This is a genomic window from Streptomyces sp. NRRL F-2664 (assembly GCF_000719345.1).
In the GTDB taxonomy this organism is placed as follows: domain Bacteria; phylum Actinomycetota; class Actinomycetes; order Streptomycetales; family Streptomycetaceae; genus Streptomyces.
The window spans coordinates 57,013-82,319 of record NZ_JOFX01000032.1; the positions used below are offsets into that span (position 1 = coordinate 57,013).

Annotated in this window: 27 protein-coding genes and 1 pseudogene; 15 read left to right on the forward strand and 13 right to left on the reverse strand. The window is 74.1% G+C overall.

The window, feature by feature from the left end:
• Positions 1-181: 181 nt before the first annotated feature.
• The 5 genes from IF89_RS0125025 to rpmB all read right to left on the reverse strand — a co-directional run bounded on the left by IF89_RS0125025 (position 182) and on the right by rpmB (position 4,830).
• Positions 182-790 carry a phosphatase PAP2 family protein gene (locus IF89_RS0125025; protein WP_324605358.1) on the reverse strand — a complete coding sequence of 203 codons (609 nt, stop codon included), beginning with the start codon at positions 788-790 and terminating at the stop codon, positions 182-184.
• 41 nt (positions 791-831) lie between these two features.
• Positions 832-1,872, reverse strand: a complete 1,041-nt coding sequence (locus IF89_RS0125030; RefSeq protein WP_030772329.1) for a YihY/virulence factor BrkB family protein — start codon at positions 1,870-1,872, stop codon at positions 832-834.
• A 75-nt stretch (positions 1,873-1,947) separates the two neighbouring features.
• Positions 1,948-4,068, reverse strand: coding sequence for a SpoIIE family protein phosphatase (locus tag IF89_RS0125035; protein ID WP_030772331.1), 2,121 nt, complete (start codon positions 4,066-4,068; stop codon positions 1,948-1,950).
• A 220-nt stretch (positions 4,069-4,288) separates the two neighbouring features.
• On the reverse strand, positions 4,289-4,594 hold the full coding sequence (rpsN, locus tag IF89_RS0125040) for a 30S ribosomal protein S14 (RefSeq protein ID WP_030772334.1): 306 nt from the start codon (positions 4,592-4,594) through the stop codon (positions 4,289-4,291).
• On the reverse strand, positions 4,594-4,830 hold the full coding sequence (rpmB, locus tag IF89_RS0125045) for a 50S ribosomal protein L28 (RefSeq protein ID WP_030772337.1): 237 nt from the start codon (positions 4,828-4,830) through the stop codon (positions 4,594-4,596). Before rpmB ends, rpsN begins: the two co-directional genes overlap by 1 nt.
• Before the next feature lie 66 nt (positions 4,831-4,896).
• Between rpmB and rpmG the strand changes: the two genes are divergently transcribed.
• From rpmG to rpsR, 4 genes are all read left to right on the forward strand, one after another.
• Positions 4,897-5,061 carry a 50S ribosomal protein L33 gene (rpmG, locus tag IF89_RS0125050; RefSeq protein WP_030772340.1) on the forward strand — a complete coding sequence of 55 codons (165 nt, stop codon included), beginning with the start codon at positions 4,897-4,899 and terminating at the stop codon, positions 5,059-5,061.
• Between the two features lie 40 nt (positions 5,062-5,101).
• Positions 5,102-5,350 (forward strand): type B 50S ribosomal protein L31, encoded by a 249-nt coding sequence (locus tag IF89_RS0125055; protein WP_030772343.1) that lies wholly within the window; start codon positions 5,102-5,104, stop codon positions 5,348-5,350.
• Positions 5,347-6,489 carry a CobW family GTP-binding protein gene (locus tag IF89_RS0125060; protein ID WP_030772346.1) on the forward strand — a complete coding sequence of 381 codons (1,143 nt, stop codon included), beginning with the start codon at positions 5,347-5,349 and terminating at the stop codon, positions 6,487-6,489. Before IF89_RS0125055 ends, IF89_RS0125060 begins: the two co-directional genes overlap by 4 nt.
• A gap of 111 nt (positions 6,490-6,600) precedes the next feature.
• Entirely contained in the window at positions 6,601-6,840 is a 240-nt protein-coding gene (rpsR, locus tag IF89_RS0125065; protein WP_030772349.1) for a 30S ribosomal protein S18, read from the forward strand.
• Between the two features lie 374 nt (positions 6,841-7,214).
• On the opposite strand, the gene IF89_RS0125070 is transcribed toward rpsR, so the two are convergent.
• Positions 7,215-7,631, reverse strand: coding sequence for a hypothetical protein (locus IF89_RS0125070; protein ID WP_030772353.1), 417 nt, complete (start codon positions 7,629-7,631; stop codon positions 7,215-7,217).
• Between the two features lie 334 nt (positions 7,632-7,965).
• On the opposite strand from IF89_RS0125070, the gene IF89_RS0125075 reads away from it, so the two are divergent.
• The 4 genes from IF89_RS0125075 to IF89_RS0125090 all read left to right on the forward strand — a co-directional run bounded on the left by IF89_RS0125075 (position 7,966) and on the right by IF89_RS0125090 (position 13,189).
• Positions 7,966-10,596: a helix-turn-helix domain-containing protein gene (locus tag IF89_RS0125075; RefSeq protein ID WP_051807576.1), complete on the forward strand. Its 2,631-nt coding sequence runs from the start codon at positions 7,966-7,968 to the stop codon at positions 10,594-10,596.
• A gap of 189 nt (positions 10,597-10,785) precedes the next feature.
• Positions 10,786-11,922: an alpha/beta hydrolase gene (locus tag IF89_RS0125080; RefSeq protein WP_030772358.1), complete on the forward strand. Its 1,137-nt coding sequence runs from the start codon at positions 10,786-10,788 to the stop codon at positions 11,920-11,922.
• A 93-nt stretch (positions 11,923-12,015) separates the two neighbouring features.
• Positions 12,016-12,696 (forward strand): DUF6585 family protein, encoded by a 681-nt coding sequence (locus IF89_RS0125085; protein ID WP_030772362.1) that lies wholly within the window; start codon positions 12,016-12,018, stop codon positions 12,694-12,696.
• Positions 12,697-12,847: 151 nt separating this feature from the next.
• A complete protein-coding gene (locus IF89_RS0125090) occupies positions 12,848-13,189 on the forward strand; it encodes a HopJ type III effector protein (RefSeq protein WP_030772365.1) in 342 nt (113 codons plus the stop codon).
• Between the two features lie 49 nt (positions 13,190-13,238).
• Here the strand turns inward: IF89_RS0125090 and IF89_RS46120 are convergent, their stop codons facing one another.
• Both IF89_RS46120 and IF89_RS0125100 read right to left on the reverse strand, forming a co-directional pair.
• Entirely contained in the window at positions 13,239-13,391 is a 153-nt protein-coding gene (locus IF89_RS46120; protein ID WP_158717921.1) for a hypothetical protein, read from the reverse strand.
• A gap of 195 nt (positions 13,392-13,586) precedes the next feature.
• The gene (locus IF89_RS0125100; RefSeq protein ID WP_030772367.1) at positions 13,587-14,036 is read right to left on the reverse strand and encodes an SRPBCC family protein; all 450 of its coding nucleotides are present in this window, start codon (positions 14,034-14,036) and stop codon (positions 13,587-13,589) included.
• Between the two features lie 291 nt (positions 14,037-14,327).
• On the opposite strand from IF89_RS0125100, the gene IF89_RS0125105 reads away from it, so the two are divergent.
• On the forward strand, positions 14,328-14,777 hold the full coding sequence (locus tag IF89_RS0125105) for an iron chaperone (protein WP_030772370.1): 450 nt from the start codon (positions 14,328-14,330) through the stop codon (positions 14,775-14,777).
• 1,876 nt (positions 14,778-16,653) lie between these two features.
• Here IF89_RS0125105 and IF89_RS47835 read toward each other — a convergent pair.
• Complete coding sequence (locus tag IF89_RS47835) at positions 16,654-17,574, reverse strand: LuxR C-terminal-related transcriptional regulator (RefSeq protein WP_234327862.1); 921 nt, start codon at positions 17,572-17,574, stop codon at positions 16,654-16,656.
• Positions 17,575-17,746: 172 nt separating this feature from the next.
• Between IF89_RS47835 and IF89_RS47840 the strand changes: the two are divergent.
• From IF89_RS47840 to bla, 3 genes and pseudogenes are all read left to right on the forward strand, one after another.
• Positions 17,747-18,109 (forward strand): annotated as a pseudogene (locus IF89_RS47840) (VOC family protein); the annotation flags it as partial.
• A complete protein-coding gene (locus IF89_RS0125115; protein WP_030772373.1) occupies positions 18,098-18,571 on the forward strand; it encodes a pyridoxamine 5'-phosphate oxidase family protein in 474 nt (157 codons plus the stop codon). The pseudogene IF89_RS47840 and the gene IF89_RS0125115, both read left to right, overlap by 12 nt.
• Before the next feature lie 207 nt (positions 18,572-18,778).
• Entirely contained in the window at positions 18,779-19,729 is a 951-nt protein-coding gene (gene bla, locus IF89_RS0125120; RefSeq protein WP_030772376.1) for a class A beta-lactamase, read from the forward strand.
• 116 nt (positions 19,730-19,845) lie between these two features.
• On the opposite strand, the gene IF89_RS0125125 is transcribed toward bla, so the two are convergent.
• Entirely contained in the window at positions 19,846-20,172 is a 327-nt protein-coding gene (locus IF89_RS0125125) for a GYD domain-containing protein (protein WP_030772378.1), read from the reverse strand.
• Positions 20,173-20,346: 174 nt separating this feature from the next.
• Positions 20,347-21,162, reverse strand: a complete 816-nt coding sequence (locus IF89_RS0125130) for an alpha/beta fold hydrolase (protein ID WP_051807579.1) — start codon at positions 21,160-21,162, stop codon at positions 20,347-20,349.
• A 377-nt stretch (positions 21,163-21,539) separates the two neighbouring features.
• Between IF89_RS0125130 and IF89_RS46125 the strand changes: the two genes are divergently transcribed.
• Both IF89_RS46125 and IF89_RS0125140 read left to right on the forward strand, forming a co-directional pair.
• Complete coding sequence (locus IF89_RS46125; RefSeq protein WP_158717922.1) at positions 21,540-21,941, forward strand: SsgA family sporulation/cell division regulator; 402 nt, start codon at positions 21,540-21,542, stop codon at positions 21,939-21,941.
• An 18-nt stretch (positions 21,942-21,959) separates the two neighbouring features.
• A complete protein-coding gene (locus IF89_RS0125140; RefSeq protein WP_030772388.1) occupies positions 21,960-22,310 on the forward strand; it encodes a hypothetical protein in 351 nt (116 codons plus the stop codon).
• A gap of 19 nt (positions 22,311-22,329) precedes the next feature.
• Here IF89_RS0125140 and IF89_RS38280 read toward each other — a convergent pair whose 3' ends face one another.
• Positions 22,330-23,283, reverse strand: a complete 954-nt coding sequence (locus IF89_RS38280) for a helix-turn-helix transcriptional regulator (protein WP_158717923.1) — start codon at positions 23,281-23,283, stop codon at positions 22,330-22,332.
• A gap of 170 nt (positions 23,284-23,453) precedes the next feature.
• On the opposite strand from IF89_RS38280, the gene IF89_RS0125150 reads away from it, so the two are divergent.
• A complete protein-coding gene (locus tag IF89_RS0125150; protein ID WP_030772392.1) occupies positions 23,454-24,719 on the forward strand; it encodes a cation:proton antiporter in 1,266 nt (421 codons plus the stop codon).
• A 98-nt stretch (positions 24,720-24,817) separates the two neighbouring features.
• Here IF89_RS0125150 and IF89_RS0125155 read toward each other — a convergent pair whose 3' ends face one another.
• Positions 24,818-25,225, reverse strand: coding sequence for a hypothetical protein (locus IF89_RS0125155; protein ID WP_030772396.1), 408 nt, complete (start codon positions 25,223-25,225; stop codon positions 24,818-24,820).
• Between the last annotated feature and the right edge of the window lie 82 nt (positions 25,226-25,307).

Consider the following 25,307-nt stretch of genomic DNA (forward strand, 5'->3'; position numbering starts at 1 on the left):
GTGGGCGGGTGGCCGGCCGCGGCGGCCTGCTGCCGGACGGCAGCAGGCCGCTGTGGTGGCGGCCGGGCCCGGGCCGTGGGGACGGCCGGCCGGGCCCGGCCTGCCGGTCCTCTTCTTGCTTCCCGCTCCTGCGTCGGCGCGCATACCCCCCGAGCAGCCGATCACCCGCCCGGCCGCCGGGTCATCGCAGACGGCGCAGGAACGGACGGGGCGGGAGCAGGCGGGGCAGGAGCAGGCGGGGCAGGAGCAGGCGGCGCAGGAGCAGGCGGGGCGCGGCCCGGACCAGGGCGGCCGCGGTCAGGCCGATGGCTGCGCCGGCTGCGACGTCGGAGGGGTAGTGCGCGCCGCTGTGGACCCGCTCGATCGCCACCATCACGGCCGGTACGCAGCATGCGGCGGCGGCCCCCGGCCGGGTGGGCGCGACGGCCGCGGTGAACGCCACGGCTGCGGCGGTGTGGCCGGAGGGGAAGGAGGAGCTGTCGGGGCGGTCCTGCACGTCGGGGTGCGGGATCCACTCCTTGGGGGGCCGGCGTCGCTCGACGAGGGGTTTCGCCACCCCGTTGGCCAGCAGCTCGGCGACCGCCATGGCCGTGATCCCGGTGGCGGCCGCCTTGCGGCCGCGCCGGCCCCCGCCGGCCGCCATGAGCACCGCGGCCGCCCACCACAGTTTGGTGTGCTCGGCCGCCTCCTCGACCGGCGGGAGGAGGCGCCGCGCCCAGGCGGAGTCCCATGCGGCCATTCGCCGGACCAGCCGGTGATCGCGGCTGCGCAGCAGGGCCAGGACGTCCATGCTCCGCACACCTCCTCGTCCCGTGCCGTGGTGCGCCCGGCTCATTCCAGGCGGCGGCGGTCCTCGTCGCTCCACTTACGGGTGTCCCGGGGTTCGACGTAGGGTTCCTCGTCCTCGGGGTGGCCGCCGGCGATGGCGCGCTGGCGGACCATTTCGGCGTCGAACTCCAGGCCGAGGAGGATGGCGAGGTTGGTGATCCACAACCAGATCAGGAAGACGATGACGCCGGCGAGGGTGCCGTACGTCTTGTTGTACGAGCCGAAGTTCGCGACGTAGAACGCGAAGCCGGCCGAGGCGATCAGCCAGATCAGCAGCGCCAGGAAGCTCCCGGGGGTGATCCACTTGAAGCCGCGGCCCTTGGCGTTCGGTGCCGCCCAGTACAGGATCGCGATCATGATCGTGACGAGCAGGACCAGGACGGGCCACTTCGCGATCGACCACACCGTCATGGCGGTGTCCCCGACGCCGAGAGCGGCGCCCGCCTGCCGGGCCAGGCCGCCGGTGAACACCACGATCAGGGCGCTGACCACGGCCAGGACCATCAGGGTGATGGTCAGGGCCAGGCGCAGGGGCAGGATCTTCCACACCGGGCGGCCCTCGGGCATGTCGTAGACGGCGTTGGAGGTGCGGATGAAGGCGGCGACGTATCCGGAGGCCGACCAGATGGCGACGGCCAGGCCGACGATCGCCACGAGGGATCCGATGCCGGCGTTGCCCTGGAGCTGCTGGACCGCCTGGGTGATCACGTCGCGCGCGGAGCCGGGTGTCAGCTTCTGCAGGTTGGCCAGTACCTGTTCGGTCGCTGATTTCCCGGCGATGCCCAGCAGGGAGACCAGCACCAGCAGGGCCGGGAAGAGTGCCAGCACCCCGTAGTAGGTCAGGGCTGCGGCCCGGTCGGCGAGCTCGTCGTCCTGGAACTCCTTCAGCGTGCCGCGCAGCACCGCCGTCCACGACCGTTTCGGCATCTGCGAGAGCCGGTCCGGGGCCCGCTCCTCGACCTGTTCGTCGGGGCCCACGCGGTCGGGTCCGGGCGGGGCGGGCTGCGGGGCGGCGCCGTGCTCTGGTTTCGGGGCGTGTGTCATACCCAGCGGCTTTCCTCTCACGGGGGTCTCATGCACCGCCCCACGCCGCTGTCGTTGGTGCCGGCGCTCCCGTGGTCAGTCGGTGTCGGGGCGCGTGGCGGGGGCCGCGGGGGGAGTCTGTTCGGTCCAGATGGTCTTGCCGTGATCGCCGTGGCGCACGCCCCAGCCGTCGGCGAGTTCGCCGACGATGAAGAGGCCGCGGCCGCCCTCGTCGGCCGGGCCGGCGTGGCGCAGGTGCGGGGCGGCGACGCCGGCGTCGCGGATTTCGCAGGCGAGGGTGCGGTCGTCGTTGATGAGTCGCAGCTCCAGAGGGGGTTTGCCGTAGCGGACGGCGTTGGCGACCAGCTCGCTGACGATGAGTTCGGTGGTGAAGGCCGTCTCCTCCGGCACGTTCCAGATGCTGAGCTGTCGGCGCACATGGCGGCGGGCGGCCGCCGCGGCCGTGGGCGCGGCCTGCAGCTGCCAGGTGGCGACGTTCTCGGCGGGGAAGGCGCGCGTACGGGCGAACAGGACGGCGGCGGGTGTGGCGCGGTTCTCGGCAGGGAGGGCGTAGAGGACGTCGTCGCGCAGGGCGGCGAGGGACCGGCCGGCCCGGGTGGCGAGGGGGCCGGTGCCGGGGAGACGGCCGATCGCTTCCAGGGCGGGGACCGGGCGGGTGGAGAGGATCACCAGGCTCTCGTCGGGGACGTCGAAGCGGGAGGCGGCGAAGGGGGTGCGCTCCGGCCTGCCCAGCGGCGGACCGGAGGAGAGTTCCCGGACGCGGGCGCTGCCGTCCGGCAGGACCAGGGTGAGGGCCGGGGAGCCGGCGCCCGCGACGGTGAGGGTCCTGTTGAGCGGGTCGTGGACGGCGTAGGCGCAGGCGGCTGCGAGCGCCTGGTGGTGCAGGGGGTCGGAGGGCGGCAGGCCGGCGCGCTCGGCGGCCAGGGAGGCGACGGTGGCGTGCAGTCGTGCCAGGAGTTCGTCGGGGTGCAGGTCGAAGGCGGACAGGGAGTTGATGACGGTGCGCAGCTGCCCCATGAGGGTGGCGGTGTGGATGCCGCTGCCGGCGACCGTGCCGACGACCAGTGCGGTGCGGGCTCCGGACAGGGCGATGGTGTCGTACCACTGGCCGACTCCTTCGGCGGGTACGAGGAGGTGCTCGGTCTCCAGCGCGGTGCGGGAGAGGGGGCGTCGTGGGAGCAGGCTGCGCTGGACCGTCGCGGCGATGGTGTGTTCTCGGGTGTAGCGGCGGGCGTTGTCGATGCACAGGGCCGTATGGTCGGCCAGTTGCAGCACGAGGTCGGCGTCGGACTCGTCGTAGGGGGCCGGCTGCCGCGTGCGGTACAGGCTGATCAGCCCCAGTACGGTGCCGCGTACGGTCAGGGGGGCGGTGATGAGGGTGTGGGCGCCCGACCGGCGGATCGCCTCGGTCCGCTCGGGGGCGGCTGCGAGCCAGGGCAGGTCGCCGTCCAGTGCCACCACCCGGGGCCGCAGGTCCGAGAGCGCCTGGGTGTACGGGGTGGGGAAGGGAAGGCCGCGTACGTCGCCGAGGGGGTGGGCCTGCGGCTCCTTCGCTTCCCCGTCGCCGCTGCTGCGGAACGCGGCGCGGCGCAGGGGCACGCCGGGGGCGAGGGGGGACGGCGGGGGCTCCTCGCCGCGCACCACGGCGTCCACCACTTCGACGACCGCGACGTCGGCGAAGGCCGGTACGAGGGTGTCGACCAGTTCCTGGCAGGTGGTCACCACGTCGAGGGACCGTCCCACTCCCTGGCGTACGGCGTTCAGGACCGCCGCGCGGGCCCGTCCCCTCTCGCGTTCGCTGACGTCCACCACGGTGAGGGCGACGCCCAGGACCTCTCCGCCCGGTGTCTGGAGACGGAAGACGGACACCTCGTAGAAGTGCCCCCGGCCGGGGTCGGCGCTGGTGTGGGCCTGCACGACGTGGCCGACGACGGGGTGGCCGGTGTCCAGCACCCCGCGGACGAGGGACGCGACGGCGGCCGCGTCGGTGAGGAGCGGGAGGTAGACCTCCTGGAAAGGGCGCCCCACCAGGTCCTGGGTCCGCAACGCCCGCATGGCGGGCGTGGCGGAGTTGACCCGTACGATGCGCAGCTCGGTGTCCAGGACGTGCAGGCCGATCGGGGACTGGCCGAAGAGGGCCTCCAGCAGGGCCGCCTCCGGGCCGTCCACGGCCCCGGTCGAGTCACCCCGGCCCATCGTCACCCTCCTCCGTCGCCCCGGATCCGCCGCCGGTGGGGCCGTCGACGGGCACCGACCGCTCCCGCTCGTCCCCACATGTAGACCAGCCCGCCGGTACGGGCCCCGCGCCACGCCGGGCGGGGCCCGTACCGGTGGCCGGCGCCCGCCCGCACGCGGGCGCCGACGGCCGGGTGCGGGTGTGCCCGGGCGTCCGGCGCCGCTGTGCCCGGGCCGGCTGCTACCAGGACGACTTGGTGACTCCGGGGAGGAATCCGGCGTGGGCCTGCTGCCGCATCCTCATCCGGGACAGGCCGAATGTCCGCAGGTGTCCGCGGGGCCGCCCGTCGACGCTGTCGCGGTTGCGCACCCTGGTCGCGCTGGCGTTGCGCGGTTGCCTGCGCAGCTGCGCCGTGGCCGCCTGCCGTTCGGCCGCGGTGGAGGACGGCTTGCGGAGGGTTTCCTTCAGCTCCGCCCGCCGGGCGGCGTGGCGCTCGACGGTGGCCTTGCGCTTCTCGTTCTGCGCGATCTTGCTCGCTCTGGCCATCAGACCTTCTGTCCCCGTGCGCGGATGCGTGCCACGGCGGCCTCGATGCCGATGGTGTCGATGGTCTTGACGGCCCGGGCGCTGAGCGTGAGGCGGACGTGTCGGCCCTCGCTGGGCAGCCAGTACCTCTTGCTCTGGATGTTGGGGTCGAAGCGGCGGGGGGTGCGCCGGTGCGAGTGGGAGATGGTGTTGCCGAATCCCGGCTGGGCGCCGGTCAGTTGGCAGCGTGCGGCCACGAGCCTGCCTGCCTCTCCACCGCCGGGGCGGTATTGGTAATGGAAATCATTCCCATATAGTACGGCATGGCACGCAACGAAGTACGCCCCGTCATCAAGCTCCGCTCCACCGCGGGCACCGGCTACACCTACGTCACCCGCAAGAACCGCCGCAACGACCCGGACCGGATGGTGCTGCGGAAGTTCGACCCGGTGATCCGCCGGCACGTCGACTTCCGCGAAGAGCGCTGAACCGCACCCCATCGGCCACTCCCAGAAGGACAGCAGCACCATGAAGCCCGCAATCCACCCCGCGTACGGCCCCGTCGTCTTCCGCGACAAGGCCGCCGACTTCGCCTTCCTCACCCGCTCCACCGCCACCAGCGAGAAGACGATCGAGTGGGAGGACGGCCGCACCTACCCCGTGATCGACGTGGAGATCTCCTCGCAGAGCCACCCCTTCTACACCGGCACCGCCCGCGTCCTGGACACCGCCGGCCGCGTGGAGCGCTTCCAGCGCCGCTACGGGAGCAAGCCGTGACCCTGCCCGTCGCCCTCGTCGGCGGGCTCCACGGCGACGCCCGCAGGGAGGTCGTGGAGCAGCTGCTGCGCTCCGTACCCGGCAGCGTCGTGCTCCACCACGACCTGGCCGCCGCACGCGACGGCACGGTGCTGCGCGTGGTCCGCGACGCCTGCGGCGAGCTCTCCCGCGACGAGGCCCCGCTCGTCAACGACTGCGCCTGCTGCGCCCTGCGCGAGGACCTGGTCCCCGAGCTGGAACGACTGGCCGGCAGCGCCATGACGCGCCTGGCCGTCGTGGAGCTGTGGGACTCCGTCGAGCCCAGGGCGATGGCCGAGGTCGTCGCCGCGCACGGCAGGGGGGTGTTCGACCTCACCGCCGTGATCACCGCGGTGGACCCCGCCCTCGTACTCCCCTGCCTCGCCGACGGGAACGACCTGGCCGACGTCGGGCTCGCGGCGGCCGCCACCGACCGGCGCACGGTCGCCGACACCTGGGCCCGGCAGCTCGAATACGCCCCCGTCCTCGCCCTCGTCGACAGCGAGGGCGCCGACGCCGAGGACCGCGCCCTGCTCTCCCAGCTCCATCCGACCGCCCGCCACGTGCCGGCCGGGTCCGGAGAACTGGCCCGGGTCGTGTTCGCCGGCTTCGACGTGGAGACGGCAGCGGCGGCGCAGCACCCCGCGTGCGCCCTGCTGCCGCAGGAGGCGCAGGAGGCGGGAGTGACGACCTTCGTCTGGCACCGCCGCCGGCCGTTCCACCCCGAGCGCCTCTACGACGCCCTGGAGGACCTGTGCTGTGCCGCTGCCCGCAGCCGGGGCCGGTTCTGGCTCGCCGACCGTCCCGACACCCTGCTGGCCTGGGACGCCGCCGGCGGAGCCCTGGGCGTGGAGAACGCCGGCCCCTGGCTGGCCTCCTTGCCTGACGCCGCCTGGGAGATGGTGCCGCCGATGCGCAGGGCAGCCGCCGCCCTCGACTGGCATCCCGAACACGGCGACTGCTGCCAGCACCTGGTCTTCACCTCCCCCGGCCTCGACCGCGACGGGCTGGAACGGCTCCTGGACTCCTGCCTGCTCACCGACGCCGAGTACGCCGCAGGGCGCGCGGCATGGCGCCGCCTGCCGGCCGCCTTCGACGCCCTCCTCGACCCCGTCTCCTGACCCCGCCCGGCCCCGCCGGCCCATCCCCGTCTCCCGAACCGGCCCGCGCCCCGCCGGCCCGACCCCGCCCTTCCGCCCCGCGTACGTCCACCCCGGCCCCGAGGAGTTCCCATGGCCCGTCGTCCAACCCCCCACAAGCCCCTGAAGTCCCGCCCCAACCCACTCGACACGGCCGGGATCACCTTCATCGACTACAAGGACACCGACCTCCTGCGGAAGTTCCTCTCCGACCGCGGCAAGATCCGCAGCCGCCGCGTCACCCGGGTCACCGCGCAGCAGCAGCGACAGCTCGCCGCGGCGATCAAGAACGCCCGCGAGATGGCCCTCCTCCCCCACGTCGGCGGCCGCTAGCGGCCGGTGTGACAGTCCTGGTCGCGCCAGGTGTGGTATCCGCGAGGGGCGTCGTTGTCCGTGGTTAAGCGGCGTGTGCCGCGTCCGGAGACGCGGCGCACCGGCCGCCGCGTTCAGCCGGGGCCCCGGGGAGGCTGCGTCCGGTCCCCGAAGTGCGGGTTCGTCGTCCGGCGCCATCGCCGCCGTCGCCGTGCCCAGGAGTTCCCCGCCCGAAGTGACCCACGCACTGACCGTCCGGCTCGTCGCCCCGGTCTGGCGCACAGCCCCGGTCCGCCGACGCCGGGTCGCCGCACACGGAGTCGGCAGCTTGTTGCAGCGGGGTCGGAAGAGCTTGTCGACGGCGGCCTCGCAGCGGTGGTGGGGGCGGGGCGGGCTCAGTACTCGCCCAGGTAGTGCTTCGTCTCCGGGCGGCCGCACAAGGTGATGAGGACGACCGAGAGGAGGAACGTCGTGACGAATCCAGCCAGTTGGGCGAAGGTGCCGTCGCGGTCCCAGTCGGCTCCGGCGAGCATGCCGCCGATGGCCAGGCCGGAGACGCTCGCCGGGATGAGGGCCAGTCGGCTCAGGCGGTCGCCCGCCTGGGTCCTGCCGGCGAGCACCCGGACGCCGTTGCGCAGCAGGCCCGCCCCGAGGGCGAGGACGGGCAGGCCGAACAGGCCGAAGCCGTTGCCGTCCGTGAGGAGCAGCAGGAGGACCACCGCGAAGGCGGTGACGGCGGCGCCGGCCGCGATGCCCATGGCGCCCGCACCGGTCGCCGCCGCCGGTCGCGGCCTGTGGGGGGAATGGTTCATGGCTCGTACTCCTTGGGGTGTCGTTCGCACGGCCCGGGCGCCCCTGCGTGTCTCGATGTGGCCGCCGGGGGCGGTTGCGGGATGTCTGAGGGCGTAGTGCTCGGCGAGGCGGCCGAGTCCCCCGGGCCCGTCGAGCCAGGGGGTCTTGAAGCTGCACTCCGCGCACCAGTAGCGGTGGGGCACGTGGGCTCCTCGCCTTCGGTCGGGGTGGTGCCGTTCACGACGGTGCCCCGGGGCGCGGCTGGCGCACAGGTCAGTGACCCGGCCATGGGTGACCGGCGGCCATGGGTAGGCTCAACGGCCGGTCCTACCGGCGGGTAAGGGGAGTTGAGGGATGGCAGAGGACGTCGGCGCGCTGTTACGGCGGCTGCGCGAGCGGGCGGGCCTGACGCAGGAGCAGGTCGCCGAGCGGTCGGGGGTGAGCGTCCGCACCATCCGGCGGCTGGAGAACGACCGGTCCACCAACCACCGGGTGGCCACGCTGAACCTGCTCGCGGACGCGCTCGGCCTGGAGGAGGGGGATCGTCGGCTGGTGGCGGCCGCCCTCGCCGGCTCCCCCGCCACGACGGGCACGGCGGGGGCGGGGGGCGGGGCGGGCCGCCCTGCCGGTGCGGACCACCCTGCCGGGCGCGGACTGCCGGCGCAGGCGGCGACCGCCGCCGTACCCGGCGGGGCGGACGGCCCGGTGCGCGGAACCGTGTACGACGCGGCGCAGGACCCGGCGCGCGCCCCCGTGCGCGACCCGGTCGACGCAACCGTGCACGGCCCGGCGCCCGTTCGGGCGGCCGTCCACGGGAGGCTGGCCGACGCGGCCGAGGAACTGGCCGTCGAGGTCCGGCGCCGCTGGCGGCGGGAGGAGGCGCAGCGACGCGTGCACGACCCCTTTCCCCTGCCCGTACGGTGGACGCCCGCGCCCGCCGCCCTGACCGACCGGGCGGAGAACATCCAGCGCCTGGGACCGGGAGAACGGCCGCGTACGGTGGACCTGGAAGGGGACCTGCGCAGCCTCGCCGAGGTGTACCTGAGGATCCCCTCCGGACGGCTGGTCGTCCTGGGGCGGGCGGGCTCGGGGAAGTCCGTCCTGACCATCAGGCTGGTACTGGACCTCCTGCAGGCGCGTGGGGCGTCGGCCGAGGAGCGCCGCGTGCCGGTCGTCTTCAGCGTCGGGTCCTGGGACCCGTCGGCGACCGCGCTGCGGGACTGGCTGGTCGGCCGGCTGCTGCGCGACCACCCCCATCTGGCCCGCCGGGGCCCGGGCGGGGCGACGCTGGCCGCCGCGCTGGTCGACGGCGACTTCGTCCTTCCGGTCCTGGACGGGTTCGACGAGATGGCCGAGGGGCTGCGGCGCGAGGCCCTGGACGCGCTGAACGCGACCGCCGCGCCGCTCGTACTGACCAGCCGGCACGACGAGTACGCCGAGGCCGTCCGGGCCGCGCACGCACCGCTCGTCTGGGCGGGCTGCATCGAGCTGTCCGACCTCACCCTGGAGGACCTCGCCGACTACCTGCCCCGTACGGCGCGCGCCGTTGCCCCGGCCCGGACCGGCGGCGCGGCCGTATCGGGCTCGACGTGGGACGCGGTCCTCGCGGAGCTGCGCACCCGGCCGGAATCCGCCGCGCACCGCAATCTGGCCGCGGTCCTGACCACCCCGCTCATGGTCGTCCTCGCCCGCACGCTCTACAGCGAGTCCTCGGACCGCGATCCGGCCGAGCTCCTGGACGGCGAGCGGTTCCCCTCGCAGAAGAGTCTGAGCGAGCACCTGCTGGCGGGCTTCGTGCCCGCGGTCTACCGCCGCCGCACCCCGGAACGGGACGCGGGCGGCCCGCGGCCGGGGGCTCCGTACGCGGACGCCGCCCGCGCCGAGCGCTGGCTGGGCCACCTCGCCCACCACCTGGTCCGCGCGGACCGCGAGCGGCACGACCTCGCGTGGTGGCAGCTCGGCCATGCGCTGTCCCGTACGGCACGAACGGTGGCCCTGGTGCTGGCGACCGCCCTGGCCGTCGCCGTGGCGGACTGGTCGGTCGGCCTTCTGCTCGCGCCGCTTCCTCCTGGGGAGATCCTGCTGCAGGGGGCTCTCATGGGGCCGGCCGCGGGTCTCGGCTTCGGAGCGGTCCATGCGATGGCGGACCGCTCCGGCGGGGCGGCCTTCGAGCCGACCCGGGTCCGGCTGACGCTGCGCACCGCCCGCGCCGGCCTGCCCCGCCGGTCCCTGCGTACGTTCCTCTCGCGGGTCGGGCAGGGTCTGATCGGCGGGACCGTCATGGGCATCGGGTGCGCCGTGGCGCTCACCCTCCAGCGGGCGCTGGCCGCCGGGACGCCGCTGGCCGACCCGGACGTCGTCTCGGGCACGTTGATCAACATGCTGGTCTTCGTGCTGATCTTCGGGCCGGCCGCCGGGCTCGTCTTCGCACTGATGGCCGCGCTCGAAGCGCCCGTGGACGTCTCCACGGCGGCCACGCCGGTCAGTCTGCTGGCCTCGAACCGTGCGACGGCGGGCCGTCAGTTCCTCATCCTGGCCGTGGCGCTCTGCCTGGCCGTCGCCTTCGGCGGGTACCTGGTCGTCGCTGCGCTGCGCACCGTGATGGGACCGCTCAACTGGGGCATCGGGGACAGCCTGTTCATCGGTACGGTCGGCGGGCTGGGCGGAGCGGCCGCCTACGTGCTCGCCTTCACGGCCTGGGGGCAGTGGATCGTCCTGGCGCGCGTCTGTCTCCCGCTGGCCGGGCGGCTGCCCGCGGACCCGGCCGGGTTCCTCGACGACGCCTACCGGCGCGGGGTGCTGCGCCAGACGGGGGCCGTCTACCAGTTCCGCCACGAGCGGCTGCAGCACCACCTCGGCCGCGCCCACCGGGGCGCGCACCGGGACTTCGCACCGGCGGCGTTCGAGCCGGCCTCCCCCGACGGGCGCCTGGGCGCCGACCGCGCGGACGGGCGTTGCGGCGCCGTGGAGGGGAAGGGCGACTGACCCGGGGCGGGCCGGGGTGGGGCGGGGCGGTCACCGTACCGGCCGGGCCCCAGGGGGGACGGCCGGTCATCGATGGCCGGTCGTATGGCCTGGTGGCCGGGGCGGGCGGGAGGCCAGCATCGGGACGTCCGGCTCGCGGCGGGTCGTCCCGCGGCGCGAGCGTTCCCTCTCCCCGATGAAGGGTCCCTGATGACGTCCCGTCGCATCAGCGCACTGGGCGCGGCCTTCGCGCTCACCGCTCTGCTCGGCCCCGGCGCGGCACTCGCCGCCGCGGCGCCGGCCACCGCCGCACCGGCCCCGGTGGCCGCCGCAACTCCCCCGGCCGCCGCGGCTTCCGCCGCCGCCGGGATCCCCGTCTTCACGAACGGCCACGGTCTGACGCTGGTCCCCGAGGACACGCAGGTGCACGGCCCCACCGACTTCACCCTCACCGTCACCACCCCGCAGGTGTCCGGGAAGCACCGGATCCGCATCCTGCTGCCCACCGCCTACGGCGCCGACCCCGGCCGGCGCTGGCCGGTCACGTACTTCCTGCACGGCGGCGGCGGCAACGTGAACGACGTCGCGGCGGCGCCCGCGCTGCACTCGGACTCGATGATCACCGTGGTGCCGGACGGCGGGCTCAAGGGCTGGTACGCCGACTGGGTGATGCAGAACACCGCCGAAGGAGCCGCCAACTGGCAGACCTTCCACCTCTCCCAGGTCGTCCCGTTCATCGACGCGAACCTGCGCACCCGGACCGACCGGGCCCACCGGGCGGTCGTCGGACTGTCGATGGGAGGCTTCGGCGCCCTGCACTACGCGCAGGCCCGCCCCGACCTGTTCGGACACGTGGCCGCCCTCTCGGGAGGCATCGACTTCGGCATGTGGCAGGTCCGCGCGGCCGTCCTGGCCACCGAGCTGAACGCCACGGGAGCCTGGTGCGCGAGCACCACCTCCGGTTCGGCCGGCTCCGGCCGGTGCACCGGTTTCGGTCCGGTCGTGGACAGCGACGCGATCTTCGGCTCCCCGTACCCGGTGTTCGGCGCCGACCGGGTGTGGAACGCGGTCGACCCGGCCGCGCCGGCCAACCTGGCCCGACTGTCGGGCACCGGCATCACGCTCTACACCGGCGACAACGACCTCATCGACGTCCACACCGCAGCCGCCTCGCAGACGGTCAAGGGGCGCCTGGACCGGCTGGGCATCCCCAGCCGCCTCGTCGACTACGGCAACGGTGCGTCGCTCGCCCCGACCTGCAACGGCGGACACAACTACGGCTGTTGGGGCCCGGCCTTCGCCGACTACGTGCCGCGCCTGGAGGCCGCCTTCGCCGCGGCCGGATGACCTGCGGCCACGCCCCGGGCACGGGCGCGGGCACCCGCAGGTACGCAGACAGGTGAGACGCACGTACGCAGCGCGATGTGAGGGACGGCGGACATGGACGAGCGGGACACCTACGAGCAGCCGACCGGCGAGGCCGCGGCGCTGGCGGCCCGGCGCGGCCTCGGACCGTGGCAGCGGACCTTCCGGATGAAGCAGAGCCGCGTGTTCGGCAAGCACAACGCCTCGCGGCTCCACCTCCACGAGGGCGGCACGGTGGTGACGGGCCCCGCGGGGTTCCGGGCCGCGTACGCCTGGGACACGGTGCGGGTGCTGCGGTACCTGAGCACCCGCAACGGCGTGCCGTGGGACGCCCGGTACACCCTGCTGGACCCGCAGGGCGCGGCGGTGAACATCGGTCCGGGCACCCGGGTGTTCCTCAAGGAGGAGAAGCGGGCGCTGGGCATCACCTCGGTGGTGCAGGGGGCTCTCTTCCTGTGGCCGGACGTGTGGGGTGAGCACATCGTGCGGGCCGTCACGCGCGCCCAGCTGCCGAAGGCGCTCGCGGCCCTCGAACGCGGTCAGACCCTGGACTTCGGGGCGTACCGGGTCGACCGGCACGTCCTGGCGGGGCGCAAGCACTCCGCCCCCTGGTCGCAGATCACGGAGATCTCCTCGCACAGCGGCTCGCTGATCTTCAACGGGAGCCTGAGGCGGACGACGGTGGACAGCGCGGAGCTGCAGAGCATCGCCAATGCGGACCTCTTCCTGCGGCTGTGCCGGCATCTACGGGGGTGATGCCGGCCGGAACCGTCCCTCTCGTCGTGACCTGCGCAGATGCGGGTTGTTCGACGGGTGGGACGGTTTCTGCCGGGCGGTGTGGAGGCGGGTATGGTCGTCCGGTCACGGACGCGGCATCGGATCGTCCGTTCAATCCAGGGGAAGCGACATGACTGATCTGGAAGCGCTCCGGGCGAGCCTCGCGTCGGGCGAGCACGAGTTCGCCGACACCTTGGCCTTCGCCGCTTCGCACTACGCGTACCGGCCGCAGGCGTTCCGCAACGGGGATCTGGAGAACGCCGCGGGCGAGAACGAGGGCTCCTGCAAGACGCTGGGGCTCGCCCTGCTGGAGGGGCTGAGCGACCAGGAGGCGCTGCTGGCGTTCGGCGAGCACTACCGCAGCGTGCTGGCGACGCCGGACGGCACCGACCACGCCAACATCCGCAATCTGATGGCCCACGGCCTGGCCGGGGTGCGCTTCGCCGACCAGCCGCTGACCCGCAGGCCCTGACCCGCCGCAGGCGGGCCCGGCAGGCCCAGGCCCGTGCGGCGCGGGCCGGTCAGGCGCCGAGGTCGACGTCGAAGGCCGTCTGCACGGTCACCCGGACCATCGCCCCGGACGCCGACCGGCCCACCCACGCCGGGTAGGTCCCGTCGCCGCCGGTGGCGACGACCGCCAGGTCCGCGCCGAGGCTCCCGCCGTCGAGGTGCATTCCGGTGGCGGAGTCCGTGAGGCGGTCGTGGTCCGGGGACCCCGGACCGCCACGTCACCACTCCTCCGCCGAGCGGCACTTCGCTGCCGGGTGCGTGCCGCGTCGGCGGACAGCACCCGGCCGGCGGTACGGGACGCCGGGTCCCACGACTCGGCGTAGCGCACGCCGTACGCCGGGGTCGGCCGGTGGGGTCGCTCAGACCTCGCCCCGCCAGGCGCCGGTCTCGCGGCCGCGGTCCTCGATGTACTCCTTGAACCGCTTCAGGTCGCCGGTGATCTGTCGTTCGACGAGGCCGAGCTTGTCGCCGACGTTCTCCGTGAAGCCCTCCGGGTCGTAGTCGAGCTGCAGCATCACCTTGGTCCTGCTGTCGGCGAGGCGGTGGAAGGTGACGACGCCGGCCTGCTTGACGTCGCCTCCCAGGGTGGTCCAGGCGACCCTCTCGTCGGGGATCTGCTCGGTGATCTCCGCCTCGAACTCCTTCCTCACCCCGCCGATCTTGGCCACCCAGTGCGTCATCGTGTCGGTGCGCTGCTCGATACGCTCCACGCCCTCCATGAAGTGCGGGAACGACTCGAACTGCGTCCACTGGTTGTACGCGGTGCGCACCGGGACATCGACCTCGACGGACTTCTCGACCTGCGACACAGGAGCATCCTTTCCTCTGGGCCGGCCGCGTGGTGCCCGGCCGTACGCGGGGAGCTCTTCCCCTGTGCGCGCCTGTGCCCGCGATCGCTGCTTTCATCACACCCGAACCGCGTCGCAGGGCCCCGCGGGGCACCCGGGTGCCGGCCGGACCCGGTACGCAGTGCGTGGTCCGTGGTGGTCTCCGTGGTCGGCACGGAGGCGGTACGCGGCCCGGGGGCGGCAGTCTGGGGGCACGGTGATCGGGCCGGCAGCGGGCCGGGCGGATCACGACAGGCGAGCGAGGGAGCGACCATGGCCGGCACCGCCAGCAGCACGTACGAGGGGTTCACCGCGGATGAGCGGGCCGCGATGAAGGCGCACGCCCTGGAGCAGAAGAAGGCGGCACGCCGGGTGTCGGCCGTGGAGAAGGCGGCGGAGGCGGAGCGGGACGTGCTGGCGAAGATCGCCGAGATGCAGGACTCGGACCGCGTCATGGCCGAGCGCGTCCATGCCGTCGTCATCGCCAACGCCCCGGTCCTCGCCCCGAAGCTCTGGTACGGGATGCCCGCCTACGCGCTGGACGGCAAGGTCGTCTGTTTCTTCCAGAGCGCGGAGAAGTTCAAGGCGCGCTACGCGACGCTCGGTTTCAGCGACCTGGCGAAGCTGGACGAGGGCCCCATGTGGGCGGCCGGTTTCGCGTTGACCGAGGTGACGCCCGAGGTGGAGGCGCGGATCGCCGGGCTCGTGCAGCGGGCGGTGTGAGGTCGCGCCGTGCCGGCCCGGCGCGGCTACCGGGCGGCCATCGGGGCGAGGCCGAGGTCGGCGAGCGCACGCGCGCCGCGGGCGGCGTGCTCGCCGCCCGCGAGGATCAGGGTGCGCGCCGACTGGTAGCGGCAGCCGGCGGCGTCGAACGCGTCCGCGGCGGCGGTCAGCCGGTCCCCGTCGCCGTCGAGCAGGGCCGCCGCGCGTTCCACGAGGGCGGTGGCGACGGGGTTGCCGGCCACGGCGGTCCGGGCTTCCACCAGGCGGGCGGCGGCGTCGGGAGCGGCGGCGAGCACGGAGGCCTCGGCGCGCAGGGCCACGTACCAGTGCAGCCAGATCCAGGTGGTCCACTGCCGTACCTGTGCGGGTTCGGGGGCCGTGCGTTCGAGCGCTGCTCGGGGCCGCCCCTGGTGGAGCATGAGGATCGCGTCGAAGACCGCCCCGTACCCGCAGGTGTTCCACGGCGAGGGGTCGACCTGTGCGAGCAGTGCGCTCCACTCGCGGTGGGCTTCCTTGTCGTCGCGCAGTCCGTGGATCGTCGCCATCGCTGCCGCGGGCGGACCGAGGACCGCCCGGGCGGGGCTGCCGGCCCGCTGCCAGGCGTCGCGGAAGCGGAGGCCGGTGGTGAGTGCCTCCTCGGCATCGCCCGTCAGCGCGGCGGCGACGAGGAGCCGGCCGGTGGCGCGGTGGCCGACCTCGGCCAGCTGCGGGTGTTGTGCCAGTCGCCGCGCCCACCGGCGGGCGCCCGGCAGGTCCCCCACGCCGAGGGCGGCCTCGGCGGCTTCACCCAGCGCTTCGATCAACTCGTGGGTGGCGGCCGGGCCGTCGGGGGCGGACACAACCAGCTCGACCCGGCGCCGCGCCGTCGCCGCCGCGGCGAAGGCGTCCCCGGCCCAGCTCAACGCGCCGGCGAGGGTGTCGAGGGCGGCGGACTCGGCGAGCCGATCCCGGGTGAGGTGGGCGAGTTCGACGGCTCGTTCGGCGGAGGCGATCGCCTCCTGGACGGTCGTGCCGCCGCAGCCGCCGGCCGCGCGCGCCGCTTCGGGGGAAGCCTCTCCCGCACTCCCCGCGCTCCCCGTGTCGCCCGCGTCGCCCGTGCCGGGTGCGGCGCCGATGGCGCTGGTGAGGGCGCGTCCGGCCTCGGCCAGTGCGACCGCGGCCCGGGCGGCGGGGTCGGCACCGGCCCGTTCCTGCGCCTCGGTGATGAGTGCGTCGGCTTCCTGCGGTGGGAGCGTGCGTACGAACTTGCTGGAGAACCGGTAGGCGTTGCTGACGGCGGCGGCCAGGTCACGGGCGGCCGCGGCGGTGTCGCCGGCTCGGCGTGCGACGTCCGCGGCCTCGCGGTGGAGGCGGTACAGGTCGTCACCGTGCAGGCGGCACGCGGCGACGGCTGCGGCGTGCCGGAGCATCGACGCCGTGTCGGCCGGGGTGTCGGCGAGCGCGGCGGCCTGCTCGTAGCGCTGCTGGGATTCCCCGATCAGATGCCGGGTGAAGGCCAGTTCGGCCGTGTCGCGGGCGAGGCGGTGGGCGTCGGCGCGCTGTTCCGGTCGGCTCTGCGCCCATGCGAGGGCGGCGCGCAGCTCGTCGGCCACCCGGTCGAACCGGGCCCGCCAGTCGTCCGCTCCCGGCCTTTGGAGGTCGGCGCTGCGGTCGAGGCACCAGTGGAGGTGCCGGGCCCGGGTGTCGTCGAGTTCGCCGGCCTCGGTGAGGCGGTCGGCGCCGTACTGGCGCAGCGTTTTCAGCGCGCGGTAGCGGGTGCCGTCCGGGGAGAGCGTGACGGCGAGCAGGCTCTGTTCGGCGAGTCGGGCCAGCCCGTCGGCGGCGGTCGCCGCGTCGAGTGCGGCGACGTGTGCCGCCGCCGGGGCGGTGAACGGTGTCACGAACACCGACACCCGGCGCAGCAGCGCCCGGTCGGCCGGGTCCAGCAGGTGGTGGCTCCAGTCCAGCGCCGCCCGTACGGAGCGGTGCCGGTCCTGTGCCCGGGAGCCGCCGGTGAGCATGCGCAGCGGGTGGGCCAGGGCGGCGGTGATGCCGTCCAGGCCGAGCGTGGGGTAGCGGGCGGCGGCCAGTTCGATCGCCAGGGCCATGCCGTCCAACCGTGCGCAGATCTCGGCGATCCGGTCGTGCAGGGAGGGGTCCAGCGGCCGGCCCATCGACGTCGCCCTGTCACCCGTGGACAGGCGGCCAGCAGGCGTTCGAGGAACAGCGCGGCCCCGTCGACGACGTGCTCGCAGTTGTCCAGGACCAGCAGGGCGTGGCGGTCGGCGAGCGCGGCGGTCACGGACCGGTCCATGTCGTGGCCGGGTTGCTCGCCGAGGCCGAGGGCTTCGGCGACCGCGGTCGCGATCATGGCGGGGTCGGTGACGGGGACCAGGTCGACGAACCACACCCCGTCGGCGAACTCGTCGGCGGCGTCCGAGGCCACCGCCAGCGCGAGCCGGGTCTTGCCGACCCCGCCGGGGCCGACGGCGCTCACCTGTCGGTACTCCCCCAGCATCGCGGTCAGGGCGGCCCGCTCACTCGCCCGGCCGATGAACGAGGTCAGCCGCGCCGGCAGCGTGGGGGCCGGGCGCGAACCCCCGGTGCGCGAGCGGTCGGTGCGCGGGCGTTCGGACGCGCGGCGGGCCAGCGCCCGCCGGTCCGGCACCTGCAACTTGCGCAGCAGCGAGGAGACATGGGTCTCCACCGTACGTACCGAGATGTACAGCCGTGCTCCGATCTCGGCGTTGCTGAGATGGTCTCCGACCAGCTCCAGCACCTCGCTCTCGCGAGGCGAGACATCCGCTGCCTGTGCCATGGCCCCATTCTGTCGCACGCCCGTTCGCGCTCCTGTTTTCCGTGGGCGTCCGGGCCGGCGGCCGGCCGGGGCGGCTGCGTGACCGGCTCCGTGGTCACCACGGATGCGGGCCGGCCGTGCCGGGCGGGACGCTGTGACGGCACACGACGTCCCCATCACTCCAGGAGCGCCCATGTCCGGCTCGTCCACCTCGGGAACCTCGGGAATCAAGACCGTGCTCCACCCGGTGTCCGATCTGGGCCGGGCCAAGGCGGTGTACGCGGCGCTGCTCGGCGTGCCCCCGCGCAACGACGCCCCGTACTACGTCGGCTTCGAGGCCGCGGGACAGCACATCGGGCTGGTGCCGGGCGGCGGGCCGCAGGCGATGACCTCGCCGGTGGCGTACTGGCACGTGCCGGACCTCGGGGCGACGCTGGCCGCCGCGGTCGCGGCGGGCGCGACCGTGACCGAGCCCGCGCACGAGGTCGGCGGCGGACGCCTGGTGGCCACGGTCGCCGACCCCGACGGCAACGTCCTCGGCCTCCTGCAGGACCGGCAGGAGGCGGCGGACACCACGGCCCGCTCCCGTGCCCGGCGCCGTCTGGACACCGAGCACCGGCTCGCCCACGACGTCGACGTCTGGGTGGCCACCGCCTGCGCCGACGGGACGCCGTACCTGGTGCCGCTGTCCTTCGACTGGGACGGCCGGGCGCTGCGGGTGGCCACCCCGGCGGACAGCCCGACCGGCAGGAACCTGGCCGCCGCCGGGACCGTCCGCCTGGCACTCGGCCCCACCCGCGACGTCACCATGATCGACGGCACCGTCGAGGTCCACGCCATCGATGCCCTCCCCGAGGAGGAGGGGGACCGCTTCGCCGAGCGCGCCGGCTTCGACCCGCGCGCCCTCACCACGGTCTACCGCTGGTTCCGCATCACCCCGCACCGTATCCAGGCGTGGCGGGAGGAGAACGAGCTGGCCGACCGCGACCTGATGCGGGAGGGCCGCTGGCTGGCCTGACGCGCACCGGCCGCCTGCCGCCGGGTCCACGGTGCGGCGCAGTTTCTGAGTACGGGTACTCATGCCGCCGTGCAGGCGGTGGGTGAAGGTGGCAGGGAGCCGGGCGGCAGGGGACACGCAGCGCACACCTGCCGCGCCTGCCGTCGCAGCCCGCCCGTGCAGGCATCTTTGACGGAGCATCACACACCGTCCCGGAAAGGGGAGACCTTGCCCACTGCACCACGATCGCACCCGTCCCGCCGTACCGCGCTCGCCCTCGGCGCCGGCGCGGCATGGTCCGCCGTTCTGCCGCTCGGCGCGCAGGCGCACGCCTCGGACTCGACCTCGGACTCGGGCTCGGGCTCGGCCGGTGCGGACGGCCTTGCTGCACGGCTGAGGGAGTTGGAGCAGCGGCACTCCGCCCGTCTGGGCGTGTTCGCCCGCAACATGCGCACCGGCAGGACGGCGGCGTACCGCGCGGACGAACGCTTCCCGATGTGCTCCCTGTTCAAGACGGTCGCCGCGGCAGCGGTCCTGCGCGACCTCGACCGCGACGGCGACTTCCTGGCCGAGCGCATCCGCTACACCGCGCAGTACGTCAAGAGGTCGGGCTACTCACCGTGCACGGGGAAGGCCGGCAACATCGAGAACGGCATGACGGTCGCCGAGCTGTGCGCGGCCACCATCTGCTACAGCGACAACACCGCGGGGAACCTGCTGCTGCGGGAGTTGGGCGGGCCGACGGCCGTCACCCGTTTCTGCCGTTCGATCGGCGACGGCAGAACCCGGCTCGACCGGTGGGAGCCCGAGCTCAACTCGGCAGAACCCTGGCGGGTGACCGACACCACCACTGCCCGCGCCATCGGCGGGACGTACGCGCGCCTGGTACTCGGTGACGTGCTTGCCCCTGCCGACCGGGAACGGCTCACCGGCTGGCTGCTGGCCAACACCACCAGCGACGAGAGGTTCCGTGCGGGGCTGCCCGCCGACTGGATCCTCGCGGACAAGACCGGCGGCGGGAGCTACGGGGGCAACAACGACGTGGGCATCGCCTGGCCGCCGGACGGCGCACCGATCTTGATGGCCGTCCTGACGGCCAAGCAGGAACGGGACGCGCCCGCCGACCATCCGCTGGTGGCCGCGACGGCCGCACTGCTGGCGGCGGAACTCGTGCGGTGAGGGCCCGCGGGAGGGGGCCCGCTGCGGTGGGCGCGCCGTAGCGCGGCCCCGGCCGGGGACGGCGGTGGCGGACGCGGCGCACCCGGCCGGGCCGGCCGGAAGCGAGGGGGCGGGTGTCAGGCGCCGGGAGGGCGGTAGCCGACCTGTTCCACCCGGTTGAGGGCGTCCAGGGTTTCCTCGACCGTCAGCAGGACGGTCGTCTCGAAGGAGCGGAGTGCGCCACCGCGGCTGATCGCCAGTGCCACTGCCGCCATCGACACGTTGTCCGGGGCCTCCCACAGGTTGTAGCCGTCGTGCGTGCCGAAGGCGTACCAGAAGCCGTGGAGCCGTCCTCCGACGGACTCGATGTACGCCCGGGCGGCCTCGGAGCGGTCCTCGGGATGGCCGGTCAGCCTCGCCCAGGTCTCGGGCGTGTAGCTGAAACGCGACAGATACAGTGGCATCGCTGCTCCTTTTCGTCCCGTCTTCGTCCCGTCGAAGAGTGCCCGTGCCGCGGGCGGGAACCGTCCGCGGCGCACCGGGCATCCCCCTGACGGGCGGAGCGGATGGCCGCTCCCGCACACCGCCCGGAGGGCCGCTGCTCCTGTCCGTGCCGGGGCCGCTGGAGGGGGTCGGCGTCAGGGGCGGGGGCCTGTGAGGAAGTCCGCGATGCGCAGTCCCCAGGTCCTTACGTCGGCACGGGTGCGGGAGAGGTGGAACTCGGCCCGGGGCAGGTGCCCGGCCAGGGCGGCCGCCGTCGACACGGGGTGGCCGGGGTCGTCCACCCAGGTCATGACCAGGGCCGGGCGGTGGAGGGAGCCGAGCGCGGCCGGCGGGGGCAGGTCGGAGCGGGCCAGGCCGCGCAGGATGAACGGCAGGAGCGGCTCCGGCGGCGTGGGAGGGAACGCGGGGACGTCTGCGACGACGGCGGGGCGGGGCGCCCGGTCCCGGCCGGCGATCCAGTCCTGCGGGCCGTCCCGCTCGATGGTTGCGGCGGCGGCCCGGTTGGCCCGCGCGTACTCCTCCCGGCTCGTCCAGGCGGTCGGCGGGAGGAGCAGCACCAGGCGGGAGAAGCGGTCCGGCGCCCGGACTGCGGCGTGCAGGCAGGTGCCGCAGCCCATGGACATGCCGATCGCGTCGACCGGCTCCGCGGCGGGCAGGTGGTCGAGCAGGCCGAGGAGGTCGTCGGCGTGCGAGGCGTAGGTGTAGTCCTCGTCCACGGGCCGGCCGGTGGACCGGCCGTGGCCCCGTGCGTCGTAGCGGACCAGGCGCCGACCCGCCCGCAGGACCGGCGTCCAGTCGAAGAGGTCCATGCGCTGCTCCACGGCCTGGCTGACGAAGCCGCCGTGCGCGTAGACCGCCACCGGCCCCGAGCCGGTGTCGTCGTACACCAGCTCGGCCCCGCGGTGGCGCAACCGGCCTTCGGCCGTCGGCCGCATCTGCGATGCCCCCATGGTCGAGCGTCCTCCCGCTGCGCGCCCGGTCACCCCGCCGTGCCCCGTGTTCGCCGGTATCGGGGATGCGGGAGCGTTCGGGGCCCGCAGGGCGCCGAAAGGGGGAGGGGTGGGAGCGCCGCTGCGGGCTGTCAGGCGGCCGGGCCGCTCGGCTGCCGCCTTGTTTCCACCGTACGACGCGGACCGGGTCGGCGCCGAGGCCGCCGGGTGCACTCCCCCGGCGGCGGCGGTCGGGGCGCTGCACGGGACGGATCATCACCGGGCGGGATGCGGGCAGACGGGCGATCGTGGCCGTTGCCGCGGGTGAGCGCGGCAGGACGGGGCACACGAGGGGCGCGCCGTGCCGCCGATCCGGAGAGGCTTCCCCCATGTCCTGCGTGTCCAGTCTGATCGCTGTCCGCCTTGAGACGGGTGAGGGTGCTGTGCCGCTCCTCACCCGCTTCTCGTACTCCGCCGAGGAGCCGTATGCGGTCCGGGCGGACTTCTTCGACGGTGTGGCCGTCCTGGCTTCCTGGCAGTTCGACCGGGAGATGCTGGTGGAGGGGTTGAGTCGGCCGGTGGGTGAAGGTGATGTCACCTTCCGCCCCTGCAGCGGGGACGGTGGCGACGAGGTCCGTATCGGATTGCGCAATCATGCGGAGGGTCTGGAGGGGCAGGCGGTGCTCTTCGTGGGTGTCGGGGCGCTGACGGGATTCCTGGACCGGACGTACGACCTGGTCGGTGAGGGGGAGGAGTTCCTCGATCTCGACGCGCTCCTCCAGGAGTTCCTGGCCCGCTGAAGCAGAGGAGTGTCGGTCATGGCGGAAGAGCCGTGGAGCTTCCGGCCGGCGTGCGATCCGCCGGCCGGTGTCGACCTGACCGGATGGCGGGTGCAGGCCGTGGACGGGCCCGTCGGGGAGGTGGACGAGCATTCCGAGGAGACGGGCAACGCGTTCCTGGTGGTGGACGCGGGCGGATGGATCTTCGGGAAGCTGCTGATTCCGGCGGGCGCGGTGAGGCGGATCGACCGTGAGGGGCGCACGCTCCATCTGAGCCTGCGCAGGGGTCAGGTGGAGGACGCGCCGCAGTACCTGCCGGACCTGCACCGTGCCGACCGGGAGTACCGGGAGGACATCGTGGACTACTACTGGAAGGCCGGCCCCTGCTAGAAGGCCCTGTCGGGCCGGCTCAGGACGGGGGCGGGTCGTGCAGGACGGCCGAGGGGCCGACTCCGTACGCCTGCCGGTGGAGGCCGGCGAACCGGCCGGGGTGCGCGAAGCCCCATTTCGCCGCGATGGCGGTGACGCTCTGGGTGCGGGGGTCGGCGGCCTGGAGGTCGGCGTGGGCGCGGGCCAGGCGTACGCGGCGCAGGTGGGCCAGGGGTGTGGTGTCCGCGTGGCGGGCGAAGGCGTACTGGACCGCCCGCGGGGTGCAGGGGATGGACGATGCGATGTCGGCGAGGGAGATGTCGCGGTGGGCGTTGTCCTCGATGAATTCGATCGCGCGGCGGAGGGTGTCGCTGGTGGCGTCGCCGCGGTCGGCGGGCCGGGGCGCGGGGCCGCGGCTGTGGGGGAAGACCGCGAGGGCGGTCGCGGCAACGAGCCGGGACAGCTCTGCCGACACCAGCGGGGTGGGGGCGGCCGGGCCGGAGAGGACGGAGCGCACGTAGGCGGAGGTCTGCAGCCAGCGGCGGGCCTCGGTGGGGTTGACGGGTCCGGTGCCGGTGAAGGTGACCTTCTCCCGGGGGGCGTCGGCGGGCACCAGGGCGACCTGCGTGATGATGCGGGGATCGAGCGTGATCGCCTGGGTGGTCAGGGCGCTCGACGCGCCCCGGAACGAGGCGCCGGGCGTGTTCACGATGACATCGCCACGGCCGACCCGGTTGTCCTGCCCCGCGATCTCCAGGTCGAGGCGGCCTCGGCGGGGCATGGAGAACACGATCCGCTCCAGCGGATCGCAGGTGTAGGACAACTCGCCCGGGACGACGAGTTCCTCCCACGTCAGTGCCCCCGCCGACATCCGCTCGTGGCTCAGGAGCTGTCCTGCCAGCTCTCCCCGGGCCCGCAGGCTCGTCCCGTAGGCGCGGTCCAGGAACGCCCTGGCCTCCTCGTGGTCCCGTGTGGCGAAACGGGTTCGCGTCACCTCGCGCCCCACCTGCGGCTCCTTTCCGTCGGTGAACCCTGTGACGACCGACCGTACGCGCCCGTCGCCGGGGGGATCACCGCGCCCTCGGCGTACCCGCCGGGCCGAAACACCCGAACGCCTTGGCCGCCGGCCGTGTGAAGGGGGACGGCCGGGACAGGATGGGACGGGTGACGCTTTCCGATGCGGTGTATCTGGCCCTGGGGATCGGTGCGCTCGGTGCGGCGGTGCTGCCCCGGCTCGTCTTCCGCCGGCCGCTGTCCATGCCGATGGTGTTCCTCGCGGCCGGCGCCCTGGTGGCGATGCTGCCGGTGTCGGTGCCGGTGGTGGATCCGCAGCGGCAGCGGCTGTGGGTGGAGCACGCGACCGAGGTGTGCGTGATCGTGTCCCTGATGGGGGCCGGGCTGGCCCTCAACCGGCGGGTCGGGTGGCGCGGCTGGAGCGGCACGTGGCGGTTGCTCGGGATCAGCCTGCCGCTGACGATCGCGGGGATGGCCGTGGTCGCGGCGTTCGTGCTCGGCTGGCCGGCGGCGCCGGCGCTGCTGCTGGCGGCGGTCCTGTCGCCGACGGACCCGGTGCTGGCGGCGGAGGTGCGGGTGGGTGAGCCGACCGACGCGGACGACGACGAGGACGAGGTCCGCTTCTGCCTCACCTCCGAAGCGGGCCTCAACGACGGACTCGCCTTCCCGTTCGTCCTCGCCGCCCTCGCCCTGGCCGCCGTCCCCGCGGGGCAGTCGGGGACCTCCTGGATCACGCACTGGGTCCTCGTCGACGTCCTGGCCCGGATCGCGGTCGGCGTGGGGATGGGCGTCGTGACCGGGTGGCTGCTGGGGCGGATGTTCTTCCGGGCCCGCCCGTCGGCCCTGCGGCTCTCCGAGCACATGGAGGGGTTCGTCGCCCTCGGTGCCACCTTCACGGCGTACGGGGCGACCGAGCTGCTGCAGGGCTACGGATTCCTGGCCGTCTTCGTCACCGCCTGCACGATCCGCGCCGCCGAACGCAGCCACGGCTACCACAAGGTCCTGCACGAGTTCACCGAACAGATCGAACGGCTGCTGACCGCCTTCCTGCTCTTCCTCCTCGGCGGCTACCTCGTCACGGCCGCGCTGCCCGCGCTCACCTGGCGGGAAGCGCTCGTGGCACTGGTGCTCGTCCTGGTCGTCCGGCCCGCCGCAGGCTGGGCGGGCCTGCTGGGCGGCGCGGTCGGCCGCCGTGAACGCATCGTCACGGCCGTGTTCGGGATCCGCGGCATCGGCTCCTTGTTCTACCTCGCCTACGCCCTCGGACACAGCGACCACTTCGGCTCTCACGAAGAGCAGCTGTGGACCGTGGTCACCTTCACCGTCATGCTGTCCGTCCTCCTGCACGGGGCCACCGCCACCCCCGTCATCCGCCGCCTCGACCGGCTCCGCGACGCCTCCCCCACACCGCCCTGAGCGGCCCGGTGGGGGCGCGGGGTGGGGTGGGGTGCCGGATGCCGCGGTCGACGCCCGCCGCGCGGGCGGGCGCCGACCGTGAGAGGTGCGGCTGCCGGTCAGAGCAGGCTGGGGCCGTCGTCGAGGGTGAGGTTTTGGCTGTTGTCGAGGCGCCGGCTGTTGTCGACGCGCGTGCTGACGTCGAGGTCCGAGCTCGCCCCGCAGCGGTTGTTGTTCGCCGACTGGGAGGCGTCGCCGCCGACGGCGGTACCGCCCTCACCCGTCATGACTCCGGAGGCGGAGCTGCCTTCGTTGGTGGTGTCCCCTTCGGAGACGAGCGAGAGCAGCTGCCTCAGCAGGGAGTCCCCGCCGGAAGCGTCCACGAGGGAAACGTTCGTCGGGTTGTTGCACCGGATGATCACCGGGAGGTCGCCCGAAGCGGGCGCCGCGACTGCGGCGCCGTTACCGCATACCGCGGTCCCCAGGGCGAGCACGATGACCGAAACGGCCCGAACGACAGACTTCACGATTTTTCCTTTCCGAAAGGACGCCGCCCACATTCGGCGCAGCGAACAGCCGCTCCCCCGTTCCGGGGTGAAAAGGGCGGGC

Coding starts and splice junctions, on each gene's coding strand:
- IF89_RS0125090 (WP_030772365.1), top strand. CDS start 12,848: ATGACTGATCTGGAAGCGCTCCGGGCGAGCCTCGCGTCGGGCGAGCAC.
- IF89_RS46120 (WP_158717921.1), bottom strand. CDS start 13,391: ATGCACCTCGACGGCGGGAGCCTCGGCGCGGACCTGGCGGTCGTCGCC.
- rpmG (WP_030772340.1), top strand. CDS start 4,897: ATGGCACGCAACGAAGTACGCCCCGTCATCAAGCTCCGCTCCACCGCG.
- IF89_RS0125085 (WP_030772362.1), top strand. CDS start 12,016: ATGGACGAGCGGGACACCTACGAGCAGCCGACCGGCGAGGCCGCGGCG.
- IF89_RS0125025 (WP_324605358.1), bottom strand. CDS start 790: ATGGACGTCCTGGCCCTGCTGCGCAGCCGCGATCACCGGCTGGTCCGG.
- IF89_RS0125125 (WP_030772378.1), bottom strand. CDS start 20,172: ATGCCACTGTATCTGTCGCGTTTCAGCTACACGCCCGAGACCTGGGCG.
- IF89_RS0125105 (WP_030772370.1), top strand. CDS start 14,328: ATGGCCGGCACCGCCAGCAGCACGTACGAGGGGTTCACCGCGGATGAG.
- IF89_RS0125140 (WP_030772388.1), top strand. CDS start 21,960: ATGGCGGAAGAGCCGTGGAGCTTCCGGCCGGCGTGCGATCCGCCGGCC.
- IF89_RS0125035 (WP_030772331.1), bottom strand. CDS start 4,068: ATGGGCCGGGGTGACTCGACCGGGGCCGTGGACGGCCCGGAGGCGGCC.
- IF89_RS0125055 (WP_030772343.1), top strand. CDS start 5,102: ATGAAGCCCGCAATCCACCCCGCGTACGGCCCCGTCGTCTTCCGCGAC.
- IF89_RS0125030 (WP_030772329.1), bottom strand. CDS start 1,872: ATGACACACGCCCCGAAACCAGAGCACGGCGCCGCCCCGCAGCCCGCC.
- IF89_RS0125070 (WP_030772353.1), bottom strand. CDS start 7,631: ATGAACCATTCCCCCCACAGGCCGCGACCGGCGGCGGCGACCGGTGCG.
- IF89_RS0125080 (WP_030772358.1), top strand. CDS start 10,786: ATGACGTCCCGTCGCATCAGCGCACTGGGCGCGGCCTTCGCGCTCACC.
- IF89_RS47835 (WP_234327862.1), bottom strand. CDS start 17,574: ATGGCACAGGCAGCGGATGTCTCGCCTCGCGAGAGCGAGGTGCTGGAG.
- rpsR (WP_030772349.1), top strand. CDS start 6,601: ATGGCCCGTCGTCCAACCCCCCACAAGCCCCTGAAGTCCCGCCCCAAC.
- rpsN (WP_030772334.1), bottom strand. CDS start 4,594: ATGGCCAGAGCGAGCAAGATCGCGCAGAACGAGAAGCGCAAGGCCACC.
- IF89_RS0125130 (WP_051807579.1), bottom strand. CDS start 21,162: ATGGGGGCATCGCAGATGCGGCCGACGGCCGAAGGCCGGTTGCGCCAC.
- IF89_RS0125075 (WP_051807576.1), top strand. CDS start 7,966: ATGGCAGAGGACGTCGGCGCGCTGTTACGGCGGCTGCGCGAGCGGGCG.